The following is an 18,519-nucleotide window of genomic DNA, read 5'->3' on the forward strand; positions in this document are numbered from 1 at the left end:
CCCGCGAGCCGCCGGTCTCCGGCGGCTCACCCCTCTTCCACGCGACAGGTCACCGCAGGTTAACCGAAGCCGCCGATCGAACATCCAATGGTCATGAAGGTCCATGTAATGGACCACGGCCCTAAGGAAGCTGATCGTGCACATCGCTGACATCACCATGTTCTACGCCCCGGCCAGTGGCGGGGTCAGGACCTATCTTGATGCCAAACATCGTCGCCTGACCGGTAGAGCCGACATCCGCCATAGCCTGCTGATTCCGGGCCCCAGCCTGAGCGAAGAGAACGGCGTATACCGGGTGCCGGCGCCAGCGCTGCCCTTTGGCAACGGCTACCGTTTTCCCCTGCGCCTGGCGCCCTGGTGCAACGTGCTCCGCGACCTGCAGCCGGACGTGATCGAAGTGGGCGACCCCTACCTCACCGCCTGGGCGGCCCTCGATGCGCGGCGCCAATTGGACGTACCTGTCATCGGGTTCTACCACTCCGACCTCCCCCTATTGGTGAGCAACCGCATGGGCAACTGGTTCACGCCCAATGTGGAAGCCTATGTCAGCAAGCTGTATGGCAATTTCGACCGTGTATTGGCACCCAGCAAGGTCATGGCGGACAAGCTCCGCCGTCTGGGCGTGAGAGAGGTCCACGTCCAGCGCCTGGGCGTCGATCTGGAAACGTTCAATCCGGCCCGGCGTGACCCAGGGCTCAGGGCGGAACTGGGCATACCTGAAAATGCTCACTTGCTGATCTTCGCCGGGCGAGGCTCCAAGGAAAAGAACATTCCCGTGCTGCTTGAGTGCATGAAACACTTGAGCCCGGACTACCATCTGCTGTTGGTGGGATCGAACATGCCCGCCAATGTTCCTGGCAACGTGACCGTGATCAATCACTTCTGCCCCATCCATGAAGTGGCCAGGCTGATGGCCAGTGCCGACGCGCTGCTCCACGCCGGCAACCAGGAAACCTTTGGCCTGGTGATCCTGGAGGCCATGGCCAGTGGCATTCCGGTGGTAGCGGTAGATGCTGGCGCCTTCAAGGAATTCGTCAGTGAAGAAGGGGGCCTGCGGTGCCCGCCGAACGATGCCGGCGCCATGGCCGAGACTGTACGCCAGCTGTTCCAGAAAGACCCGGCCGCCTGGGGCCGGCGGGCCCGCGCCTATACGGAGCGCGAGTTCGCCTGGGATACCGTCGTGAATGGCCTGTTGGGGCATTACCGGGCTGTTCAGGGCAGCTATGGCATGCCGGCGGTGGTCCATGGCTAAGCTCGATCACCCAGCACGCAGCGTGCTCCTGGTACTGCATGACGTGGCCCCGGAGACCTGGCCAGACTACCGACCCTTCGTCGAGGCCGTTGACGCCTTGGGCGGCGTGGTGATGACGCACCTGGTGGTACCGAACTTCCATCATCGCAACCCCTTGGAGCACGACCGGACCTTCCTACAGGTCATGGAAAGTCGCCTGGCAGCCGGTGACGAGCTGGCCCTGCATGGCTATTACCACGCCGATGACGCGCCGCCGCCTCGCACGCCCAAGGAATGGTTCATGCGCCGGGTGTATACCTGGGAGGGCGAGTTCTACACCCTCGCCGAGCAACAGGCGCTGGAGCGGCTGAACCAGGGTATCGAGCTCTTCCACCGGCTGGGCTGGCCCTTGCATGGGTTCGTTGCCCCCGCCTGGCTGATGAGCCAAGGTACCCGGCAGGCGCTGCGCCAGCTCCCGCTGGCTTACACCAGCGACCCGCAGCACTTCTACCGCTTGCCCAGCTTCGAGAAGATCCGGGCCCCTGGGCTGGTATGGAGCGCCGGTACCGCTTGGCGCCGCTCGTTCTCGCGGGCCGTCAGCGACTGGCAGCTCAAGCGCTGGCGTGAAGCACCCTCCCTGCGCCTGGGTCTGCACCCGGTAGATATGCGCTTCGCCGATTCCCGGGCGTATTGGCTCGACACCTTGCGCCATCTGCTGGCGGAGGGCCGGGTAGCGACGACCAAACGGGCCTGGCTCGCCCAGCGAGGCGCCGCGGCCCAGGCCGCATGAAGCGTCTAGTCTGGCTCGTCCTGGCCCTGGCCGCCGGAGTGGCCTTGCCCTGGGCCCTGGGTGGGGCCGACCTGCTGAGCCAGCTGAGGGGCTTTCCACTGGCATTGCTGCTCGGCCTGTTCGCCATGATTCTGCTGTGCTGGACGCTCAACGCCATTCGCCTGCGAGTGCTGCTGCAAGCCCAGGGCAAGGCCTTGAGCCTGCCGAGAACCATTGGCATGGTGATGGCAACGGAGTTTGCGATCTGCGCTACGCCCGGTGGAAGCGGCGGACCGCTTACCCTGGTTGCCCTGCTCGACCGCCAGGGTATCCCTGCCGCGCGCAGCGGTGCCGTCTTCGCCATGGATCAGCTCAGCGACCTGCTGTTCTTCTGCATGGCCATTGCCGGGGTATTGCTCTACGCCGTGTTCCACCAGCTCAATAGCCGAATGGAGTGGCTGTTGGGCAGCAGCGCCATTCTGATGGTGGCCACCTTGCTGGCCTGCTGGACCATGGCGCGGCACCAGCGGCGCTTCGTCCAGTTCAGCGGGTTCGTCTTGAAACGCCTGCGCATGTCCCGGCCGCGCCGCTGGCGTTGGGCACGTCGCTGGCTAGGTTTCGTCCATGCGTTCAAGGACACCGCCGGCATGCCCAGAACGTCCCTGGCGCTGGCCTTCCTGTTGACCTGCGCTCATTGGGCCTTGCGCTTCAGCGTGCTTTGGCTGGCCTTGCACGGACTGGGAGCAGACCTGCAATGGGCATGGAGCTTCCTGGTGCAGATCCTGTCACTGAGCGCGGGCCAGTTCAGCCTCCTGCCAGGCGGCGCCGGTGCCGCGGAGCTCACCAGCGCGGCCCTGCTCACACCGCTGGTGGGCAAGCCCACCGCGGCCGCCGCAATTCTCATCTGGCGAGTCGTGACGTTCTACTTCTATCTGCTGGCAGGAGCGCCGGTGTTCGTGCTGATGGTGGGCAAGCCCCTGTTGCGACGCCTCATGGCGCTGCGCCAGGCGTAAGGTCATCGGCCTCACTCGCCGTCCCGGCGTCAGGCGTGGCATTGACCTGTTCCGGTTCGCCATCCCCGGCAACTGCCTGGTGTTCCCCGCCCTGGACCAGCGCTTGCCACAGCTGCGCGGCGCCAGGGAAGGTCGTGCCATCGCCCTCGCTCAGCGCCGCGGGATCGTAGCGCGCCGTGCAGCCCTCGCCCAGGGTGGGCGGGGCCGAGGACGTTGCCCGGTCCCGAGGGTCGCCCATCAGTCGAAGACCACGGTCTTGTTGCCGTGAACCAGCACGCGATCTTCCAGGTGATAGCGCAACCCGCGCGCCAGGACCATCTTCTCCACGTCCCGGCCCAGGCGGACCATGTCTTCGGTGCTATGGCTATGACTGATCCGCACCACGTCTTGCTCGATGATCGGGCCGGCGTCCAGTTCTTCGGTAACGTAGTGACAGGTGGCGCCAATCAGCTTGACCCCGCGCGCCGAGGCCTGGTGATAAGGCTTTGCGCCCACGAACGAGGGCAGGAAGCTGTGATGGATATTGATCACTCGCTGGGCGTAGTCCTGGCACAGCTGGGGCGGGAGGATCTGCATGTAGCGGGCCAGCACCACCACGTCCGCGCCATGCGCGGCCACCAGGCGCGACACCTCGGCAAAGGCCGGCTGCTTGTCCTGCGGGTTCACCGGTACGTGGTAATAAGGAATGCCATGCCACTCCACCATGCTGCGCAGGTCGTCATGGTTGGAAATCACACAGGCGATGTCGCAGTCCAGTTCCTGGCTATGCCAGCGGTGCAAGAGATCGGCCAGGCAGTGGGATTCCCGGCTCGCCATGAGGGCGACGCGCTTCTTGCAGGCCGAATCGGTGATCTGCCAGACCATGGAAAAGGCTTCGGCAATAGGCGCGAAGGCTTCGCGGAATTCATCCAGGCCGAACGGCAGACTGTCGGCGCGAATCTCATGGCGCATGAAGAACCAGCCACTCTGCTCGTCGGAGTGGTGACTGGCTTCGGTGATCCAGCCATTGTGCGAGGCAAGGAAATGGCTGACCTTGGCGACAATGCCAACGCCGTCGGGGCAGGCGATCACCAGCCGAAAAGTGCGCATCGGTAAAGCTCCAGTACATCGAGAAAAGAGCGCCATTCTACCACTGCGGTGAAAAACTGCAGTATCGGCGAGGCACGTGCCATCCGCGGTTGGCGTCAAGGAGGTTTATGAGGTCCGTCTCGACCCAGGCATTTATAAACACTTCGAAATAAATTGGGGTAAAACACTTTCTCAAATGACCTGCGCCTGGCCAGTTTAATCTTTACTCTAGTTACTGCTGTGTTTATTATCGGCGCGAATCGACACCCCATTAATAGGTAGTCTCATGTCACTGATCAACGAATACCGTCACACCGAAGAAGCCATCAAGGAACTCCAGGCTCGCCTGCAAAGCCTGTCCCAGGACAAGAATCTGCAAACCGAGCTGGAATTCGAAGCCAAACTGCGTGAACTGATGGGCGAATATCAGAAGTCACTGCGTGACATCATCGCCTTGCTGGATCCGGAGTCCCGCACTTCCAAACCCAGCCGCAACGCCCCGGTTAAAACCACCGGCACCAAGCGCGCGCGCAAGGTCAAGCAATACAAGAATCCTCACAATGGCGAAGTGGTTGAAACCAAGGGCGGCAACCACAAGACCCTGAAAGAATGGAAAGCCAAGTGGGGCAGCGACGAAGTGGAAAGCTGGGCAACGCTGCTGGGCTAATACCGAAGGTTTCCCCCAAAACGCCGGCTCGCCGGCGTTTTTTTATAGCCCGAGTTTCAAGCACAGCCCGTTCACATACTGCTGCCACTGTACTAGCAGGGCGCGCTGGGGCTCGGTCGTGCTCTTGAGCGCGTCTTCCAGGGCCTGCTGGAAGCTGCCCAGGGTATGCGGCGCCCCCAGGCCGGGGTCGAGCAAGCGTTGGCGGCAAAACTCCAGCCAGCGCGCGCGTTCTTCCCCGTCCAGGGTATGGGGATAGTTCCTGGCTCGATAGCGAAACAGCAATTCAGGCAGCCGCGGATCGTCAAACATCCAGGTCTGCCCCGCCAACGCCTCGGGAGCCGACTCTCTAACTTTCAGGCACAAGCGGCGGTCTCGATCACCGATAAAACCGGCATACAGCTGTTGCTCCGGATCATCACTGCCAGCCAAGGCATCGCTGGCGTAGATCCGGTTGAGTTTTTCCGTCCATACATGCTGGGCCTCGCGCAAGCCCTTAACATGATTTTCATAAAGGGTAAAATCGAGCTGCAGGCGCTCGCGATCTTTTTCCGCCAACACGGCCAATGGGGCAATCACCGGACACCTGTTCACATGGATCAACTTCAGCGGTACGGGCAACTGCCCCTCCAGCAACTGATCGCGACGAGTATATAACCGGCGCGCCAAAACTTCCCACTCCTCTTCCCAGAGTACCCGAGGGTCGTGAAATAGATCACAAATGATAAGGGCATTACGGTTACGCGGATGCCACCCCAAGGGAAGCACCACCCCCACATAATTGCGCTCCGCGCCGAAGCGACCGGAGACATGCAGCAAAGGCCGCATCAATTGCACGCGTTCGATGACTTTGTGCTTGTTACGCAGTTCGAAAAGCCAATCGAAAAGACGAGGTTGGCGCTCGCGTAACAGCCGTGCCAGCGCGATGGTCGCGCGCACGTCGGACAGGGCATCGTGGGCCTGCCCATGGGCCAGGCCGTTGGCCGCGGTGAGCAGCTCCAGCCTGAGGGAGACCTGACCATCCACCTGGGGCCATTCGATACCCTCCGGGCGCAGCGCATAGGCGGCGCGCACTAGGTCGATCAGGTCCCAGCGGCTGTTGCCGCCTTGCCATTCACGGGCGTAAGGGTCATGGAAATTGCGGTAAAGGCTGTAACGCGTGACTTCATCGTCGAAGCGCAGGCTGTTGTAGCCGGCGACGCAGGTGCCCGGCTGGCTCATCTGGGCATGGATGCGCTCCATGAACTCGGCCTCGGACAGGCCACGCTCGCGCAGGCGACCGGGAGTAATGCCGGTGACCAGGCAGGCGGCGGGGTGAGGCAGAATGTCATCGGCCAGGCGACAGTAGATATTGAGCGGCGTATCGATCTCATTGAGCTGCAGGTCGGTGCGAATTCCGGCCACTTGCAGCGGCCGGTCGCGACTAGGCACGATGCCAGTGGTTTCATAGTCGTACCAGAAGAGGCTGTTGGTCACTGAAGTTTCCCGGTGCAAACAAGGCCGCAGTTTACGGCCTGCATCCAGACCCGGCCAGCAGTTGCCTGAGCGCCTGGGGCTGGCTAGCATCGCAGGCTCACCCTTGCCGCGAGCGGACCATGCCGTTCAGAGGTTCATATTCTTCATACCTGCGCCCCTTAACGATGCCCGGCTTGCTCGTCCTGAGCGCACCGGGAGCCATGGCTGAGCCGCAGCTGAGCGCCGAAGCCTCCCGCGCGGCTATCACCCAGGCATTGCTGGACACCGCGCCCCTGCCTTCCTGGGCCCTCACCCTGCTTTATGTCTTGGGGATCATGGCGTTCCTGGGGGCCGCCGGCGGCCTCTGCCTGGCCCGCTGGCGACGTGAACGTATCGCTCTGGATGCCGGCCCGGTGCGCTACACACCCCTGGAAGCACCGGTTCCCTCGACGAAAACGCTTGGCCAGGCCCAGCAAGCTCGGAGGGTCGCCCCACTCGCCGCTGTCGACCTGCTGTACCAGGGCCTACTCTCCAGGCTCGCCACTGATTACCGCCTATGCTGGGCGCCGGGCACCACCGAGACCGAACTGCTGAAGCTGGTCCGGGGCCTGCGCTTGAGTGGCCTGGAAGCCTTCACTCATCATCTCCAGGACCAGTGGCTCAAGGCGCGCTATGCCGGCCTGGCGCCTGACGATGCCGCCTGGGCCCAACTTTGCGAAGGTTGGCGGCACCTTTTCCCCAGCGATGACCCAGCATGAGTCGGGGTTTGCCGAATCACTGGGTCGCTTCGCTACTGGCCGTGGCGGGGGCGGCGCTGTTGAGCGCGGCCTGGGCCCTGCGCGCGGACGACCCCTTCAGCGCCGGTGCCCGCTTTCTCGAGGTTCAGGGGCTCAAGGTGATTCGGACCCAGGACCTGCAGCCCTTGAGCCTGTATTCGCCGCGCGCCCTGAGCCTGATGCTGCTCGGCAGTCGTGACCAGATGAGCGCCAGCCAGGCGCAGTCCTTGCTGGCCTGGGTCTATGCTGGCGGGCGCCTGCTGGTCAGCGCCCAGGGCCTGCCTTCGCTCAGCCAGAACGGCAACGACCCCTTGCTCGGCCCGCTCAATATTCGCCTGCTCGATGCATACGCCAGCGCGGGTGCCGCTCCTTTGCCCGCCCATTCCACCTTGACGGCGCTTTATCTGGAGACCGCAACCCGACCGATGCTATTGGGTTTCGCCCCAGGCAGGCATCTGGAAGATGCCGACGACCTGGCACAGTCCTGGGCCAACAGCCCTCAGGGCACGCATATGCTGCAGTTGAACCTGGGCGCGGGCACGCTCACTGTAGTCAGCGATACCGGGCTATGGCGCAACCCTGCCATCGAGCAGTTCGACAATGCCTGGTTGCTCTGGTACCTCAACCAGGGGCGTAACGTGGTACTGCAGTACCGCCCCTCAGTCGGCGGCCTGGCCGAGGTACTCGACCGTTTCCCCCTCACCCTTGGCTGGCTGTTCTGTACCCTCGGGCTGCTAGGCTGGTGGGCATGGCCTCGCCAGTTCGGGCGGGCACGCCGCACGGCGAGCATGCCCGCCCCGCCACCCTATCGGACCGCCGGTGGCGAAGCCTTGCTGCAGGGATTGCGTGAAGACCTCCTGCGCCGGGCAGGATACCGCCATCCCCCTTTCGCTCACTGGCCGGTCGCCGCCCAGTGGCAATGGCTGGCCAAGCGCAGCGGGATGTCCACCGCTGACATCGCGCAGGCACTCCAACCCCACCGTGGCAGGGCTTTGAAGCCAACCGCCTTTCTACGACAGGTTCAACAGTTGAAAGCCATCAGGAATGCCGTATGAGCCCACTACCGCCTACTGAAGATCACGCCATCCCTGAGCAACCTCCCATGCCGAACGGCATTGACCTGACCACGGCATGGGCGCGGGAAGTGAACATGGCCTTGGTAGGCCAGCCCGCCGCCACGGAGGGGCTGCTCGTGGCCTTGCTGGCCGGTGGCCATGTGCTGGTGGAAGGCCCGCCAGGTACTGGCAAGCGTTTGGCAGCCCAAGCCCTGGCGGCCTCCATTGGCGCTGAATTCAGCGAGGCGCCCATGCTGGAAACGTCGGTCGATAGTTTCTCGCACCTACAGAGCGTCTGGGGCCCCGCTTCGGCGCCGACCGGCGAGGTCAGGCTACTGACCGGGCTGCACCAGGCCAGCCCGCGCGTCCAGGCCAGGCTGGGCCATGCCATGGATAGCGTCGCGGCTGGCGCGCGATCAGGTGGGCCCGGCAGCCAGGCGCCTTTCATGCTTGTCGGTAGCCGTCAGCCGACTGACGTCACCGGCACGTTGCCGCTCAGCGAAGGCCTGGCCGACCGTTTCACCCTATCGATCACGCTTGATGTCCTGTCCCTGGATGAAGAAGCCCGTCTGGTACGTGAAATTGCCCTGTCGGCGGCTGACAGCATGCTTGACGTGGCTGCGCCCGAGGCTGTGCTGAACGCTACAGACGTGGCGACCCTGCGCAGGCGAAGCCGCGAAGTGAAGGTGGCGGACACCCTGGTCACCTATGCCGCGAACATCGTTCGCGCCACACGCTTCGCCCCCTTGTTGGCCACTGGGGCAAGCCCTCGCGCGGCTATCGCACTCATCCGCTGCGCCCAGGCCAAGGCGCTGCTGCAAGGACGAGACTACAGCGTCGCGGACGACGTGAAAGCCTTGGCCGGGGCAGTGCTGAGCCACCGGGTCCGCCTGGCCGACGCGCCACGCCTGGACGGGCTTCCCCTGCGGCAAGTGTTGAGCGAACTGCTCGACCAGGTCGCGGCGCCACGCCCATGAGGATGTCGGAATGATCCAGCCACGGGGTCGGGTTTGCCTGCTAAGCGCAGCCATCGGCTGCCTGGTCCTGGCAGGCGAAGCCGGGGTGATGTCCATGCCTGGTTGGGCAGTGGCGCTGGCAGGCCTTGTTGCGCTGGCCAGCGCGGCCGATCTGTTCCTCGCGGCCCGCTATCCACTGCCGGAAATCCGTCGGGAGCTGCCGCCCCACCTCCCCCACCAGCGTCCGACCTCGATCAAGGTGCATCTGGCCAACCCCCAGCGCAACCGGCTGCATCTGCATTTTCAGGAAAGGCTGCCCAGCCGGGCCGTGGCCGAGCTGGAGCCGGCCTCCCAGCGAATCGTCGTGCCTGGCGGGCACAGCGCGACCTTCCACTACCAGCTGACGGCCAGGAGCCGCGGCCTCTTGCTGTTCGATCGTTGCCAGTTGTATGTCAGCGGCCCCTTGGGCCTGTGGAGCCTGCGCCGTTACCTGAGCCTGCCTCAGCGGACCCTGGTCGGCGCGGATCTGGACCAGCTGGGGACCCTGGCCCGCGCCGGAGGCGAACAGGCGTTGACGGCCTCCCTGGAGCCGGAGCCCGGCGTGGACGCGATGTCGGCGGGCGAACTGGTGATCTGGCTGGATACTCCGCCCAGCCTGGCCAGCGCGTGGGACGGCGTCAAAGGGCTGGATCAGGCAAGAGACATCGCCATGACAGTCGCGGACCTGGCACTGAGCCTGGGCGGACGTTGTGGACTGCAACTCGATCCTGGCCAGCGGCGCGCAGGCCTGGCTTCAGCCGGAGGCCCGGCGCAATTGCAACGTTTGTATCGCCGTCTGGGCGAAGTGCAGCCAAGCGTCCAGCCCAACGACCCGACGGCAGCCATACGAGGTCTGCTGCAACGCTGCGGGCCCGGTAGTCATGTGCTATGGATCACCCGACTCTCGTTCGACACGCTTGCCTTGATTGCCCCGCTCAAGCAACTGGCGTCAGGACGTCGGCTATTGATCGCCGACCTGGTCGATGAACGGCTGACCTCGCAGCTGGAACAACCGTTGCGCGATGCCCGGACAGCCCAGGCTTATTGCCTGGCCAGGCAGACTCAGGGGCAGCGAGACAGGGCGCATGAACGCCTGGCCAGTGTGGGCCTGGAAGTATACAGCGGCGTTGCCGGGCAACTCACCCAGGCGGTCATCCGCTGGTACGCCCGGACGGCCTCGGGCGCTGAGTGGAATGGACAATCCGCGCCTCAGGCCGAGGCGCTCATGGGCAGGAAACTGAAATAACGTCGCAGCGCGCCCACCAACTGTTCATATTCGACCGGCACCTGCAAGAGCATGAAGCCGGAATCGTAGTAGCCGGGAGTAGCATCCTCCTGACACCAGAGGCAACTGCCGGTGAGGTTGATCAGTTGCAGCTCGCCGTCGTGGGCGGGCACCTTCAACTGCAGCTCGAAATCCGGGCCCACCAAGAGTGGCACCGTGCTGATCAGCATCAGGCCGGACTCGGAAACGTTCCCGAGATAGCCGATCGGACGATCGGTATAACGGTTGTACACCTTCAGGTAGTACGGCAATTGATGCCGCTCTATGCGTCGTTCGATATACATGGCCGGTTCACTGTTTCCTCGCCCTATTATTGGGACTGACGCGGGTCGGCTAAAGTGCCTTCAGGTTCACAGCTTAACTCAAAGTACGCGCAGAGCCAGCGCGCCGGCCCCGGCGCGGGCCCGTGCAATATCACATCGCCATGTACCAGTGTCCAAGGGGCGTTCAATGCCCAGCGGGCTGCGCCAGGGGAACGGCCGCCGGTGGGTAATGACCCAACTGTTGAAGGGTGTCCAGGCGTGCCTTGGCACGGAAGGCATACTCGCTGCCCGGGTACTGATAAATGATGAACTGGTAAGTCTGGGCCGCATCCGGGAACAGGTTCTGCCGCTCCAGGCACTGCCCCCGAAGCATGGCACTTTCCGGCCGTATGTACGGACGCGCCCTGCTTTTACGGTCTACCTGGGACAATTCGAGCATGACCTTCTGGCAATCGCCGGCGTCATATGCGCGGTAAGCGCTGTTCAGGTGCTGGTCCATGGACCAGCGGGTGCAGCCAGCCATGGCGGCCAGCGCGGTGATCACAATGAGCGTTCGCATGGAAACCTCCCTTAACGTGTCAGCTGTATCGGCCACGGCCTGGATTTCTTCAATGCCACGCACCGCCGCATCGTGCTCAGGTAGTGCACGCTGTCAATGACTACAGCGCAATTGAGGAGTAGCCTTTCCTCGCGCGTCAACCAAGGAGCCACTGCATGACCGTACGCCGTACAAAAATCGTCGCCACCCTGGGCCCTGCCAGCAATTCGCCCGAGGTCCTTGAGCAACTGATTCTCGCCGGGCTCGACGTTGCTCGCCTCAACTTCTCCCACGGCACTCCGGATGAACACAAGGCGCGCGCTCGCCTGATCCGTGACATCGCCGCCCGCCATGGCCGCCATGTCGCGCTCCTGGGCGACCTGCAGGGGCCGAAGATCCGTATCGCCAAATTCGCCAACAAGCGGATCGAGCTCAAGGTAGGCGACCCCTTCACCTTCTCCACCAGCCATCCGCTGACCGAAGGCAACCAGCAGGTGGTCGGCATCGACTACCCGGACCTGGTCAAGGACTGTGGCGTGGGCGACGAGCTGTTGCTCGATGATGGCCGCGTGGTGATGCGTGTCGAGCGCGCCGACGCCGACGCCCTGCACTGCATCGTGATCGTCGGTGGCCCACTGTCGGACCACAAGGGGATCAACCGTCGCGGCGGCGGCCTGACCGCGCCGGCGCTGACCGAGAAAGACAAGGCGGACATCAAGCTCGCGGCCGAGATGGAGCTGGATTACCTCGCCGTTTCCTTCCCGCGCGATGCGGCCGATATGGAATACGCCCGGGAGCTACGCGATGCGGCTGGCGGCACCGCCTGGCTGGTGGCCAAGATCGAGCGAGCCGAAGCGGTTGCCGATGACGAAAGCCTCGATGGCCTGATTCGCGCCAGTGATGCCGTCATGGTGGCTCGTGGTGACCTGGGCGTGGAAATCGGTGACGCCGAGCTGGTAGCCATCCAGAAGAAGATCATCCAGCACGCCCGCCGCAACAACAAGGCGGTGATAGTCGCGACCCAGATGATGGAGTCGATGATCCAGAACCCCATGCCTACCCGCGCCGAAGTCTCCGACGTGGCCAACGCCGTGCTGGACTACACCGATGCCGTGATGCTCTCGGCCGAGAGCGCCGCGGGGGCATACCCCATCGAGGCCGTGCAGGCCATGGCGCGGATCTGCCTGGGCGCCGAGAAACACCCCACGAGCAAGAAGTCCAGCCACCGCCTGTACACCCAGTTCGACCGTTGCGACGAAAGCATCGCCCTGGCGGCCATGTACACGGCCAACCACTTCCCCGGCGTGAAGGCAATCATCGCGCTGACCGAGAGCGGCTACACCCCCCTGATCATGTCACGCATCCGTTCTTCGGTGCCGATCTTCGCCTTCTCCCCCCATCGGGAAACCCAGGCGCGGGTAGCCATGATGCGTGGCGTCTATACCGTACCGTTCGACCCTTCCGCCCATGAAGTGGGCAAGGTGAGCCAGGCGGCGGTGGACGAGCTGCTCAAGCGTGGCCTGGTGGAAGCCGGTGACTGGGTGATCCTGACCAAGGGTGACAGCTACCACACCATTGGCGGTACCAACGGCATGAAAATCCTCCACGTGGGCGACCAACTGGTCTGACCCAAGGCAACCCTGCCCGGGGGCTCGCCCCGGGCTTTTGCCAAGATGCTTCTGTTTGCCAGGCCTTCTTGTTACTGTGGCTCGTTTTTCAGACGATCCCTCAACAGGAAGGCCTCAATGACCGTCGCTGCGCTTGCCCAACTCCTCAAACAGCACGAAAGCGCCATTCTCGATCAGTGGATCGCGGCCCAGCGCCAGGCCGGCATCCGCTCTGACCTGATCGACGACCGTACCATGGTGGAAAACTCCGGCGACCTGCTCAAGGCGTTCGTCCGCGCGGTGGCCGAAGGTGGCGATCAGATCACCACCACGCCTTGGGCACCGGTGCGCGCCTTGCTCGAACGCCTCTCACAGGCGCAAAGCCGTCAGGGCTTCACCCCTAGCGAAACCGCCACCTTCGTATTCTCGCTGAAAGAGCCTCTGTTTGCCCTGGCCAACCAGGAGGAGCCGGGCGCCAATACCTTGCAGTTGCTCATCAGTCGTCTGCTGGACCGCCTTGGCCTCTACAGCATGGAGCACTTCTTGGCCGGCCGCGAACAGGTGATTCGCGAACAGCAGGAAAGCATGTTGGAACTCTCTACGCCCGTGGTACAGCTTTGGCAGGGGGTGCTGGCCGTCCCTTTGATCGGCTCCCTGGACAGTAACCGTACCCAGGTGGTGATGGAAGCATTGCTGGAAAAGATCCTGGAAACCGAATCGGACATCGCCATCATCGACATCACGGGCGTGCCTACGGTGGACACTATGGTCGCCCAGCACCTGATCAAGACCATCACTGCCGCCAAGCTGATGGGCGCGCGCTGCATCATCAGTGGTATCCGCCCACAGATCGCTGCCACCATCGTGCACCTTGGCGTCGAGCTCGGCGATGTCATCACCAAGGCATCGCTGGCCGATGCCTTCCAACTGGCCCTCAAGGAGCTGAACGTTCGCCTCGTCAGCGCCACGTCACGCTGAGGTTTCCTATGGTCGACAAGATTCCGATCCTCAAGATGGGGCGCTACCTGTTGCTCAGCATTCAGGTAGACATGCATGACCAACTGGCCATGGACCTTCAGGAAGACCTGACCGAACAGATCGTTCGCCACAGCGCCAAAGGCGTGCTGATCGACATCTCTTCTCTGGAAATCGTGGATTCGTTCATCGGTCGCATGCTTTCCCACATTGCCAACGTGTCGCGCATTCTCGACGCCAAGGTAATTGTGGTGGGCATGCAACCGGCGGTAGCCATCACCCTGGTGGAGCTGGGCTTATCGCTGCCCGGAATCGCCACCGCGCTCAATGTCGAGAAAGGCATGGGCTGGTTGGAAAAGAACGTGAACGATGATCTGGTCGCAGGGGTCGAGAGTGACGAAAACAGAGACACTCCCGCTGAAACAGGAAACTGACATCGTCGTTATCCGCCAGCGTGTACGCAAGGCGGCCGAAGAGGCCCGCCTGGGCTTGGTGTCCCAGACCAAGATCGTGACCGCCGCCAGCGAGATCGCGCGTAACGCGCTCATCTATGGGGGGGGCGGCGAATGCCTGCTCGAGCGCACCCTGCGCGAAGGCCGCCCGGCCGTGCGCCTGGTGGTGGAGGACCAGGGGCCGGGCATCGTTGACCTGGACCAGGCCATGGTAGACGGCTATACCTCCGGCAACGGCCTTGGCCTAGGTCTGAGCGGCGCGCGTCGTCTGGTGGACCATTTCAGCATCCAGAGCGCCGCGGGCGCGGGTACTACCGTGGAATTGTGGAAATGGAAGTAGACAGCCAGGCCTGTAGTCTGGCCATTGCGGTCAGCGACCTGGCCCACGTGGATGCGGCCCGCCGGGCTGTAGTGCGCCAGGCCAGCCTGCTCAGCCGTGACGAAGAGCTTCTGGGCAGGCTTACCCTGGTGGTACAAGAACTGGGGCGTAACCTGGTGCTGCACGGTGGGCACGGCCAACTGGTCTATCGTCAGGCTAGCCACGGCTTGCGCCTGCTGGCCATCGATAGCGGCGCGGGCATGGCCAATGTCAGCCAGTGCCTGACCGACCATTATTCTTCCATCGGGACCATGGGGGTGGGATTGGGGTCTGTCCGGCGCCTGGCTGACCATTTCGACATCTTTTCCCAACCCGATCAAGGCACGGTGGTGTTCGCCGGGTTCGACCTGCAGCCCGGGCCTGCCGACCTCAGCCATGGCGCTGTATGCCTGCCCTACCCAGGGGAAACCGTGGCGGGCGATGCCTGGGCCGTGAAGGGTCGGCGGCTGATGATCTGCGATGGCCTTGGCCATGGCCACGCCGCCAACGCGGCCAGCGCGCGGGCACGGGACGTATTCATGGGTCATGACCCCGCCCACCCCCTTGAACAGCTGATGGGGCACCTGCATACGGCCCTGATGCCCACTCGCGGAGGCGCGGTCGGGATCGCCGAGATCAAACCGGAGGCGCGGCAAGTACTGTATTGCGGCATGGGCAATATCGCCGGCCTGATCCTGGGCGAGAAAAACCGCGCAATGATGTCCGCGAACGGCACCGTCGGCTACCGCATGGGTCGAACCCATACCTTTTCCTACCCCTGGGACCGCGGTAACGTGCTCATTCTCACCAGTGACGGGATCAAGACCCGATTGGACACTCATCACTACCCAGGCCTGGCCACGCGCCACCCTGAAGTGATCGCCGGCCTGCTGAGCCGGGATTTTCGCCGTCACAACGACGATTCCACCGTACTGGTGGCCCGAATTGACTGAACTTCGTCGGCTGACCAGCCTGCAGATCCAAGCGGAAACGGATGTGGTCGCATGCCGTCAATGCGCCAAGCAGATTGCGGGCTGGCTAGGGCTTTCCCCACTGGACCAGATTCGTCTCGCCACTGCGGTATCGGAGCTGGCGCGCAATGTCTACCAGTACGCCAGCAGCGGCGCGTTTCACTTTTACCTGGAGCGTGACGCTCGCGGCCTGGCAGTGGCGATCATGTTCGATGCCATCGACCAGGGCCCGGGGATATCCCAGTTGTCCCAAGTGCTCGACGGCAGCTATGTCTCGCCGACAGGCATGGGCGTAGGCATGCTGGGTGCCCAAAGGCTGCTGGACCGTTGGCAAGTGGACACTGGGCCGAACGGCACTCATATTCGAGGCGGCAAGGCGGTACACCCCGCCCTGCCCTTCCCCGACATTGAAAAGATCGAGGCCTTGCGGCGCACCCTGGCCAGTGGCGGCTTCGCTGACCCCTTCGTGGCCCTGCAGGAACAGGGCTCGGAGCTATTGCTGACCACCGCGGAACTGCAGAGCAAGCAGAAAGAGCTCGAGGCCACCAACCTGGAGCTGGAAACCACCAACAAGGGGGTGGTGGCGCTTTACTCGGAACTGGAAAAAACCGCCCAGGAACTCACGGATGCCAGCGAGTCCAAGAGTCGCTTCTTTTCCAACATGACTCACGAGTTCCGCACCCCCATCAACATCATCGAGAACATTTCCAAGCTGTTGCTCAATGGCACCGATGGCGAGCTGAACCCCGAGCAGCTCAAGCAGGTTGGCTTCATCGCAGCGGCCGCGGGTGAGCTGGCTGAGATGGTCAACGAACTGCTGGACCTGGCCCAGGCCGAATCGGGGCGCATGGAAGTGGTGCCCACGACCTTCACATTGCAGAGTTTCACCGAGCAATTGCGCCAGTTCACCGCGGCCCTGGCCCTGCGATACCCCCACCTGAGCTGGGACATCATCCCCCTCGACCATCCCGTGATCCTGGAAACCGACCGCAACCGCCTGTTCCAGATCATGCGGAACCTGATCAGCAACGCGTTCAAGTACACGCCGATGGGCAATGTCACGGTACGTGTGTTCCAGCCCAACGAGCACGCCATCGAACTGATGGTCGAGGATACCGGCGTGGGTATCTCCGAGGAAAACCTGGGGCGGATCTTTGAAGAGTTCGCTCGCATCCGCATGCCTGGCCTTACCCAGGTCCAGGGCAACGGCCTGGGCCTGCCCCTCGCCCAGCGCCTGGCTGTGCTGTTGCGCGGAGAGATACGCGTCACCAGCGTGCCTGGCAAGGGTAGCCGCTTCAGCGTCAGCGTCGCGCGTCATCTGCAGGAAGGCGAAGACGACGCGCACCCGCTGTCACTCGAAGGGCTCAGCGTGTTGATCATCGACGACAACGAAGGCGACCGCTACCTGCTACGGCATTTGCTGGAGCCCTATAATCCCTTGATCATCGAGGCGAACTCGGCTGGGGACAGTATTGACAAACTTCATGCGGTGCGGCCGGACATCATTTTCCTCGATCTCGAGCTTCCCGACATCTACGGGGCGGACCTGTTGGAAAGCATGGACTGGGCGATGCACGCGCGAGTATTGATCAACACGGCCAAGCCCTTGAACGAGGCTGAGCGTGCCACCCTGGCGAGCCAGAGCGCGGGGGTCTTGCAAAAGGGCCAGCCAGCCTATACCGAATCGGTGCTACGCCATTTGCGCCGCCTTACCGGGGGAATTGCCTGATGCGCACTCGGCGAATATTGATCATCGACGATATGCAAGCCAACCGCTACGTACTGCGCAAGATCCTGGACAGCGAAGCGAGCTACGAGGTGCTCGAGGCGAGCAACGGCGCCGACGGACTGGCACTCATGGACGCCAGCATCGACCTGGTGATCCTGGACATCAATCTCCCGGACATGAGCGGCTTCGAGCTGATTCGCGAAGCCGAGAATAAGCTGGGCAGCGAGCATGTGCCGGCCATCATCAACATTTCCGCGACCTTCATCAGCGGCGCGGACAAGGCCATGGGCTTGAACAAGGGCGCGCGCGCCTATCTGACCCATCCGATCGACGCTGAAGAAATGCTTGCCACCATCGCCAGCCTGGTCAAATCCGATAACCGCCTGGAACGCGTCGAGCGTCGGCGCCAGGTGGCGGTGGCTCGCAGCGAAAGCCTGCGGGCGGAAAAGATCATGCTCGAGCGGTTCATGCGTTCTTTCAGCCACGATCTGCGATCGCCACTGGCCGCGGCGACCATGGTGGCCGGGCTGATGAAGAAAAACCCGGCCCGGCGCACGGAAGAGCTGCTGCAGATCCTCGAGGACAACCTCAAGCGCATCGACCGCATGATTGGCAATGTGCTGGACATTTCCCACGTAGCCATGGGCGGCGGGATCAAGCTGACCGCCGAGACGCTGGTGGTAGGGCCACTGTTCGAAAAGGCGCTGGACAACCTTCGACTGCAGGTGCCCCAGCCCATCGAAGCCCGCCTGGAAGCGATCGACACCCTGGTCGAATGGGACCGCAACGCGTTTCTTCGCATCCTCGACAATCTGGTGATCAATGCCAGCAAGCATGGCACGCCAGACCATCTCATCCAGGTCAGGCAATGGCAGCAGGGTAACGAGATTCACTTCAGCGTGACCAACCAGGGATGCTTCCCGGAGGAAGTCCTTTCCAACCTGGCTACCCCCTATTTCATTTCCACGCGTAGCGACACCAAGGGGTGGGGCCTAGGCTTGCCCATCGTGAAGGCGCTGTGTGAAAGCTGTGGAGGGAACGTGGCCTTCGATAACATCGAGGGCCAGGCTCGGGTGCAAGTCAGGCTACCGTTAAGCCTGTAGGCCTGGGAAAGCAGCCGCCGCCGAGGCGGCCTCTTACGGGGATGGAATAGGTATCGCGCCGTAGCAGCCGGCCTTGGCCGCGACCACGTCTGACACCGCACCATGCCGCCGCCAGCAAGGCGGGCTTAGCGGGTAAGCCCGCTATCCCGTCGGCCTTGGCCGCTATCAGGCCATAACCTGATCTGAAGCCTATGCGCGCAAGCCAGCATGGC

20 protein-coding genes are annotated in these 18,519 nt (G+C 63.1%); 15 read left to right on the forward strand and 5 right to left on the reverse strand.

Features of this window, described 5'->3' with window-relative positions:
* Positions 1-157: 157 nt before the first annotated feature.
* The 3 genes from ACP691_RS17520 to ACP691_RS17530 are packed head-to-tail and all read left to right on the forward strand — an operon-like array spanning position 158 to position 3,013.
* Positions 158-1,252 (forward strand): glycosyltransferase family 4 protein, encoded by a 1,095-nt coding sequence (locus ACP691_RS17520; RefSeq protein WP_426152269.1) that lies wholly within the window; start codon positions 158-160, stop codon positions 1,250-1,252.
* Entirely contained in the window at positions 1,245-2,021 is a 777-nt protein-coding gene (locus tag ACP691_RS17525) for a DUF2334 domain-containing protein (protein WP_426151913.1), read from the forward strand. The genes ACP691_RS17520 and ACP691_RS17525 overlap by 8 nt, the downstream gene beginning before the upstream one ends.
* Positions 2,018-3,013 carry a lysylphosphatidylglycerol synthase transmembrane domain-containing protein gene (locus tag ACP691_RS17530; RefSeq protein ID WP_426151915.1) on the forward strand — a complete coding sequence of 332 codons (996 nt, stop codon included), beginning with the start codon at positions 2,018-2,020 and terminating at the stop codon, positions 3,011-3,013. Before ACP691_RS17525 ends, ACP691_RS17530 begins: the two co-directional genes overlap by 4 nt.
* On the opposite strand, the gene ACP691_RS17535 is transcribed toward ACP691_RS17530, so the two are convergent.
* Together ACP691_RS17535 and purU are read right to left on the reverse strand one after the other, a co-directional pair.
* A complete protein-coding gene (locus ACP691_RS17535; protein WP_426151916.1) occupies positions 2,991-3,251 on the reverse strand; it encodes a hypothetical protein in 261 nt (86 codons plus the stop codon). The genes ACP691_RS17530 and ACP691_RS17535 overlap by 23 nt on opposite strands.
* Positions 3,251-4,102, reverse strand: coding sequence for a formyltetrahydrofolate deformylase (gene purU, locus ACP691_RS17540; RefSeq protein ID WP_040261182.1), 852 nt, complete (start codon positions 4,100-4,102; stop codon positions 3,251-3,253). The genes ACP691_RS17535 and purU overlap by 1 nt, the downstream gene beginning before the upstream one ends.
* Positions 4,103-4,367: 265 nt before the next feature.
* Between purU and mvaT the strand changes: the two genes are divergently transcribed.
* Positions 4,368-4,748 carry a histone-like nucleoid-structuring protein MvaT gene (gene mvaT / locus ACP691_RS17545; RefSeq protein ID WP_426151919.1) on the forward strand — a complete coding sequence of 127 codons (381 nt, stop codon included), beginning with the start codon at positions 4,368-4,370 and terminating at the stop codon, positions 4,746-4,748.
* A 42-nt stretch (positions 4,749-4,790) separates the two neighbouring features.
* Here mvaT and sbcB read toward each other — a convergent pair whose 3' ends face one another.
* Positions 4,791-6,221: an exodeoxyribonuclease I gene (gene sbcB / locus ACP691_RS17550; protein WP_426151921.1), complete on the reverse strand. Its 1,431-nt coding sequence runs from the start codon at positions 6,219-6,221 to the stop codon at positions 4,791-4,793.
* A gap of 200 nt (positions 6,222-6,421) precedes the next feature.
* Between sbcB and ACP691_RS17555 the strand changes: the two genes are divergently transcribed.
* From ACP691_RS17555 to ACP691_RS17570, 4 genes are read left to right on the forward strand one after another with little or no spacing between them, the layout of a single operon-like run.
* Positions 6,422-6,958 carry a DUF4129 domain-containing protein gene (locus ACP691_RS17555; RefSeq protein WP_426151923.1) on the forward strand — a complete coding sequence of 179 codons (537 nt, stop codon included), beginning with the start codon at positions 6,422-6,424 and terminating at the stop codon, positions 6,956-6,958.
* Positions 6,955-8,031 (forward strand): DUF4350 domain-containing protein, encoded by a 1,077-nt coding sequence (locus ACP691_RS17560; protein ID WP_426151925.1) that lies wholly within the window; start codon positions 6,955-6,957, stop codon positions 8,029-8,031. Before ACP691_RS17555 ends, ACP691_RS17560 begins: the two co-directional genes overlap by 4 nt.
* Positions 8,028-9,008 carry an AAA family ATPase gene (locus ACP691_RS17565; protein ID WP_426151927.1) on the forward strand — a complete coding sequence of 327 codons (981 nt, stop codon included), beginning with the start codon at positions 8,028-8,030 and terminating at the stop codon, positions 9,006-9,008. Before ACP691_RS17560 ends, ACP691_RS17565 begins: the two co-directional genes overlap by 4 nt.
* Positions 9,009-9,018: 10 nt before the next feature.
* Positions 9,019-10,272 (forward strand): hypothetical protein, encoded by a 1,254-nt coding sequence (locus tag ACP691_RS17570; RefSeq protein WP_426151929.1) that lies wholly within the window; start codon positions 9,019-9,021, stop codon positions 10,270-10,272.
* Here the strand turns inward: ACP691_RS17570 and ACP691_RS17575 are convergent.
* Together ACP691_RS17575 and ACP691_RS17580 are read right to left on the reverse strand one after the other, a co-directional pair.
* The gene (locus ACP691_RS17575; RefSeq protein WP_040261189.1) at positions 10,236-10,595 is read right to left on the reverse strand and encodes a PilZ domain-containing protein; all 360 of its coding nucleotides are present in this window, start codon (positions 10,593-10,595) and stop codon (positions 10,236-10,238) included. The two genes, ACP691_RS17570 and ACP691_RS17575, sit on opposite strands and share 37 nt — an antisense overlap.
* A gap of 163 nt (positions 10,596-10,758) precedes the next feature.
* On the reverse strand, positions 10,759-11,133 hold the full coding sequence (locus tag ACP691_RS17580; protein WP_426151931.1) for a tetratricopeptide repeat protein: 375 nt from the start codon (positions 11,131-11,133) through the stop codon (positions 10,759-10,761).
* A 155-nt stretch (positions 11,134-11,288) separates the two neighbouring features.
* On the opposite strand from ACP691_RS17580, the gene pyk reads away from it, so the two are divergent.
* The 7 genes from pyk to ACP691_RS17615 all read left to right on the forward strand — a co-directional run bounded on the left by pyk (position 11,289) and on the right by ACP691_RS17615 (position 18,307).
* Positions 11,289-12,740: a pyruvate kinase gene (pyk, locus tag ACP691_RS17585; RefSeq protein ID WP_040261191.1), complete on the forward strand. Its 1,452-nt coding sequence runs from the start codon at positions 11,289-11,291 to the stop codon at positions 12,738-12,740.
* Positions 12,741-12,857: 117 nt separating this feature from the next.
* Entirely contained in the window at positions 12,858-13,697 is an 840-nt protein-coding gene (locus ACP691_RS17590) for an STAS domain-containing protein (RefSeq protein WP_426151934.1), read from the forward strand.
* A gap of 8 nt (positions 13,698-13,705) precedes the next feature.
* Positions 13,706-14,128 carry an STAS domain-containing protein gene (locus tag ACP691_RS17595; RefSeq protein WP_426151936.1) on the forward strand — a complete coding sequence of 141 codons (423 nt, stop codon included), beginning with the start codon at positions 13,706-13,708 and terminating at the stop codon, positions 14,126-14,128.
* On the forward strand, positions 14,088-14,486 hold the full coding sequence (locus tag ACP691_RS17600) for an anti-sigma regulatory factor (RefSeq protein ID WP_426151938.1): 399 nt from the start codon (positions 14,088-14,090) through the stop codon (positions 14,484-14,486). The genes ACP691_RS17595 and ACP691_RS17600 overlap by 41 nt, the downstream gene beginning before the upstream one ends.
* The gene (locus ACP691_RS17605; RefSeq protein ID WP_426151939.1) at positions 14,477-15,457 is read left to right on the forward strand and encodes a SpoIIE family protein phosphatase; all 981 of its coding nucleotides are present in this window, start codon (positions 14,477-14,479) and stop codon (positions 15,455-15,457) included. The genes ACP691_RS17600 and ACP691_RS17605 overlap by 10 nt, the downstream gene beginning before the upstream one ends.
* Entirely contained in the window at positions 15,450-17,204 is a 1,755-nt protein-coding gene (locus tag ACP691_RS17610; RefSeq protein WP_426199744.1) for an ATP-binding response regulator, read from the forward strand. The genes ACP691_RS17605 and ACP691_RS17610 overlap by 8 nt, the downstream gene beginning before the upstream one ends.
* Complete coding sequence (locus tag ACP691_RS17615) at positions 17,204-18,307, forward strand: ATP-binding response regulator (RefSeq protein ID WP_426151943.1); 1,104 nt, start codon at positions 17,204-17,206, stop codon at positions 18,305-18,307. The genes ACP691_RS17610 and ACP691_RS17615 overlap by 1 nt, the downstream gene beginning before the upstream one ends.
* Positions 18,308-18,519: the final 212 nt, after the last annotated feature.

The organism is Pseudomonas sp. DC3200b2, assembly GCF_049895785.1.
Lineage (GTDB): Bacteria > Pseudomonadota > Gammaproteobacteria > Pseudomonadales > Pseudomonadaceae > Aquipseudomonas > Aquipseudomonas massiliensis.

Coding starts and splice junctions, on each gene's coding strand:
- mvaT (WP_426151919.1), top strand. CDS start 4,368: ATGTCACTGATCAACGAATACCGTCACACCGAAGAAGCCATCAAGGAA.
- ACP691_RS17530 (WP_426151915.1), top strand. CDS start 2,018: ATGAAGCGTCTAGTCTGGCTCGTCCTGGCCCTGGCCGCCGGAGTGGCC.
- ACP691_RS17555 (WP_426151923.1), top strand. CDS start 6,422: ATGGCTGAGCCGCAGCTGAGCGCCGAAGCCTCCCGCGCGGCTATCACC.
- ACP691_RS17615 (WP_426151943.1), top strand. CDS start 17,204: ATGCGCACTCGGCGAATATTGATCATCGACGATATGCAAGCCAACCGC.
- ACP691_RS17570 (WP_426151929.1), top strand. CDS start 9,019: ATGATCCAGCCACGGGGTCGGGTTTGCCTGCTAAGCGCAGCCATCGGC.
- ACP691_RS17520 (WP_426152269.1), top strand. CDS start 158: ATGTTCTACGCCCCGGCCAGTGGCGGGGTCAGGACCTATCTTGATGCC.
- pyk (WP_040261191.1), top strand. CDS start 11,289: ATGACCGTACGCCGTACAAAAATCGTCGCCACCCTGGGCCCTGCCAGC.
- ACP691_RS17565 (WP_426151927.1), top strand. CDS start 8,028: ATGAGCCCACTACCGCCTACTGAAGATCACGCCATCCCTGAGCAACCT.
- ACP691_RS17535 (WP_426151916.1), bottom strand. CDS start 3,251: ATGGGCGACCCTCGGGACCGGGCAACGTCCTCGGCCCCGCCCACCCTG.
- ACP691_RS17580 (WP_426151931.1), bottom strand. CDS start 11,133: ATGCGAACGCTCATTGTGATCACCGCGCTGGCCGCCATGGCTGGCTGC.
- ACP691_RS17605 (WP_426151939.1), top strand. CDS start 14,477: ATGGAAGTAGACAGCCAGGCCTGTAGTCTGGCCATTGCGGTCAGCGAC.
- ACP691_RS17595 (WP_426151936.1), top strand. CDS start 13,706: ATGGTCGACAAGATTCCGATCCTCAAGATGGGGCGCTACCTGTTGCTC.
- ACP691_RS17575 (WP_040261189.1), bottom strand. CDS start 10,595: ATGTATATCGAACGACGCATAGAGCGGCATCAATTGCCGTACTACCTG.
- purU (WP_040261182.1), bottom strand. CDS start 4,102: ATGCGCACTTTTCGGCTGGTGATCGCCTGCCCCGACGGCGTTGGCATT.
- ACP691_RS17560 (WP_426151925.1), top strand. CDS start 6,955: ATGAGTCGGGGTTTGCCGAATCACTGGGTCGCTTCGCTACTGGCCGTG.
- ACP691_RS17525 (WP_426151913.1), top strand. CDS start 1,245: ATGGCTAAGCTCGATCACCCAGCACGCAGCGTGCTCCTGGTACTGCAT.
- ACP691_RS17590 (WP_426151934.1), top strand. CDS start 12,858: ATGACCGTCGCTGCGCTTGCCCAACTCCTCAAACAGCACGAAAGCGCC.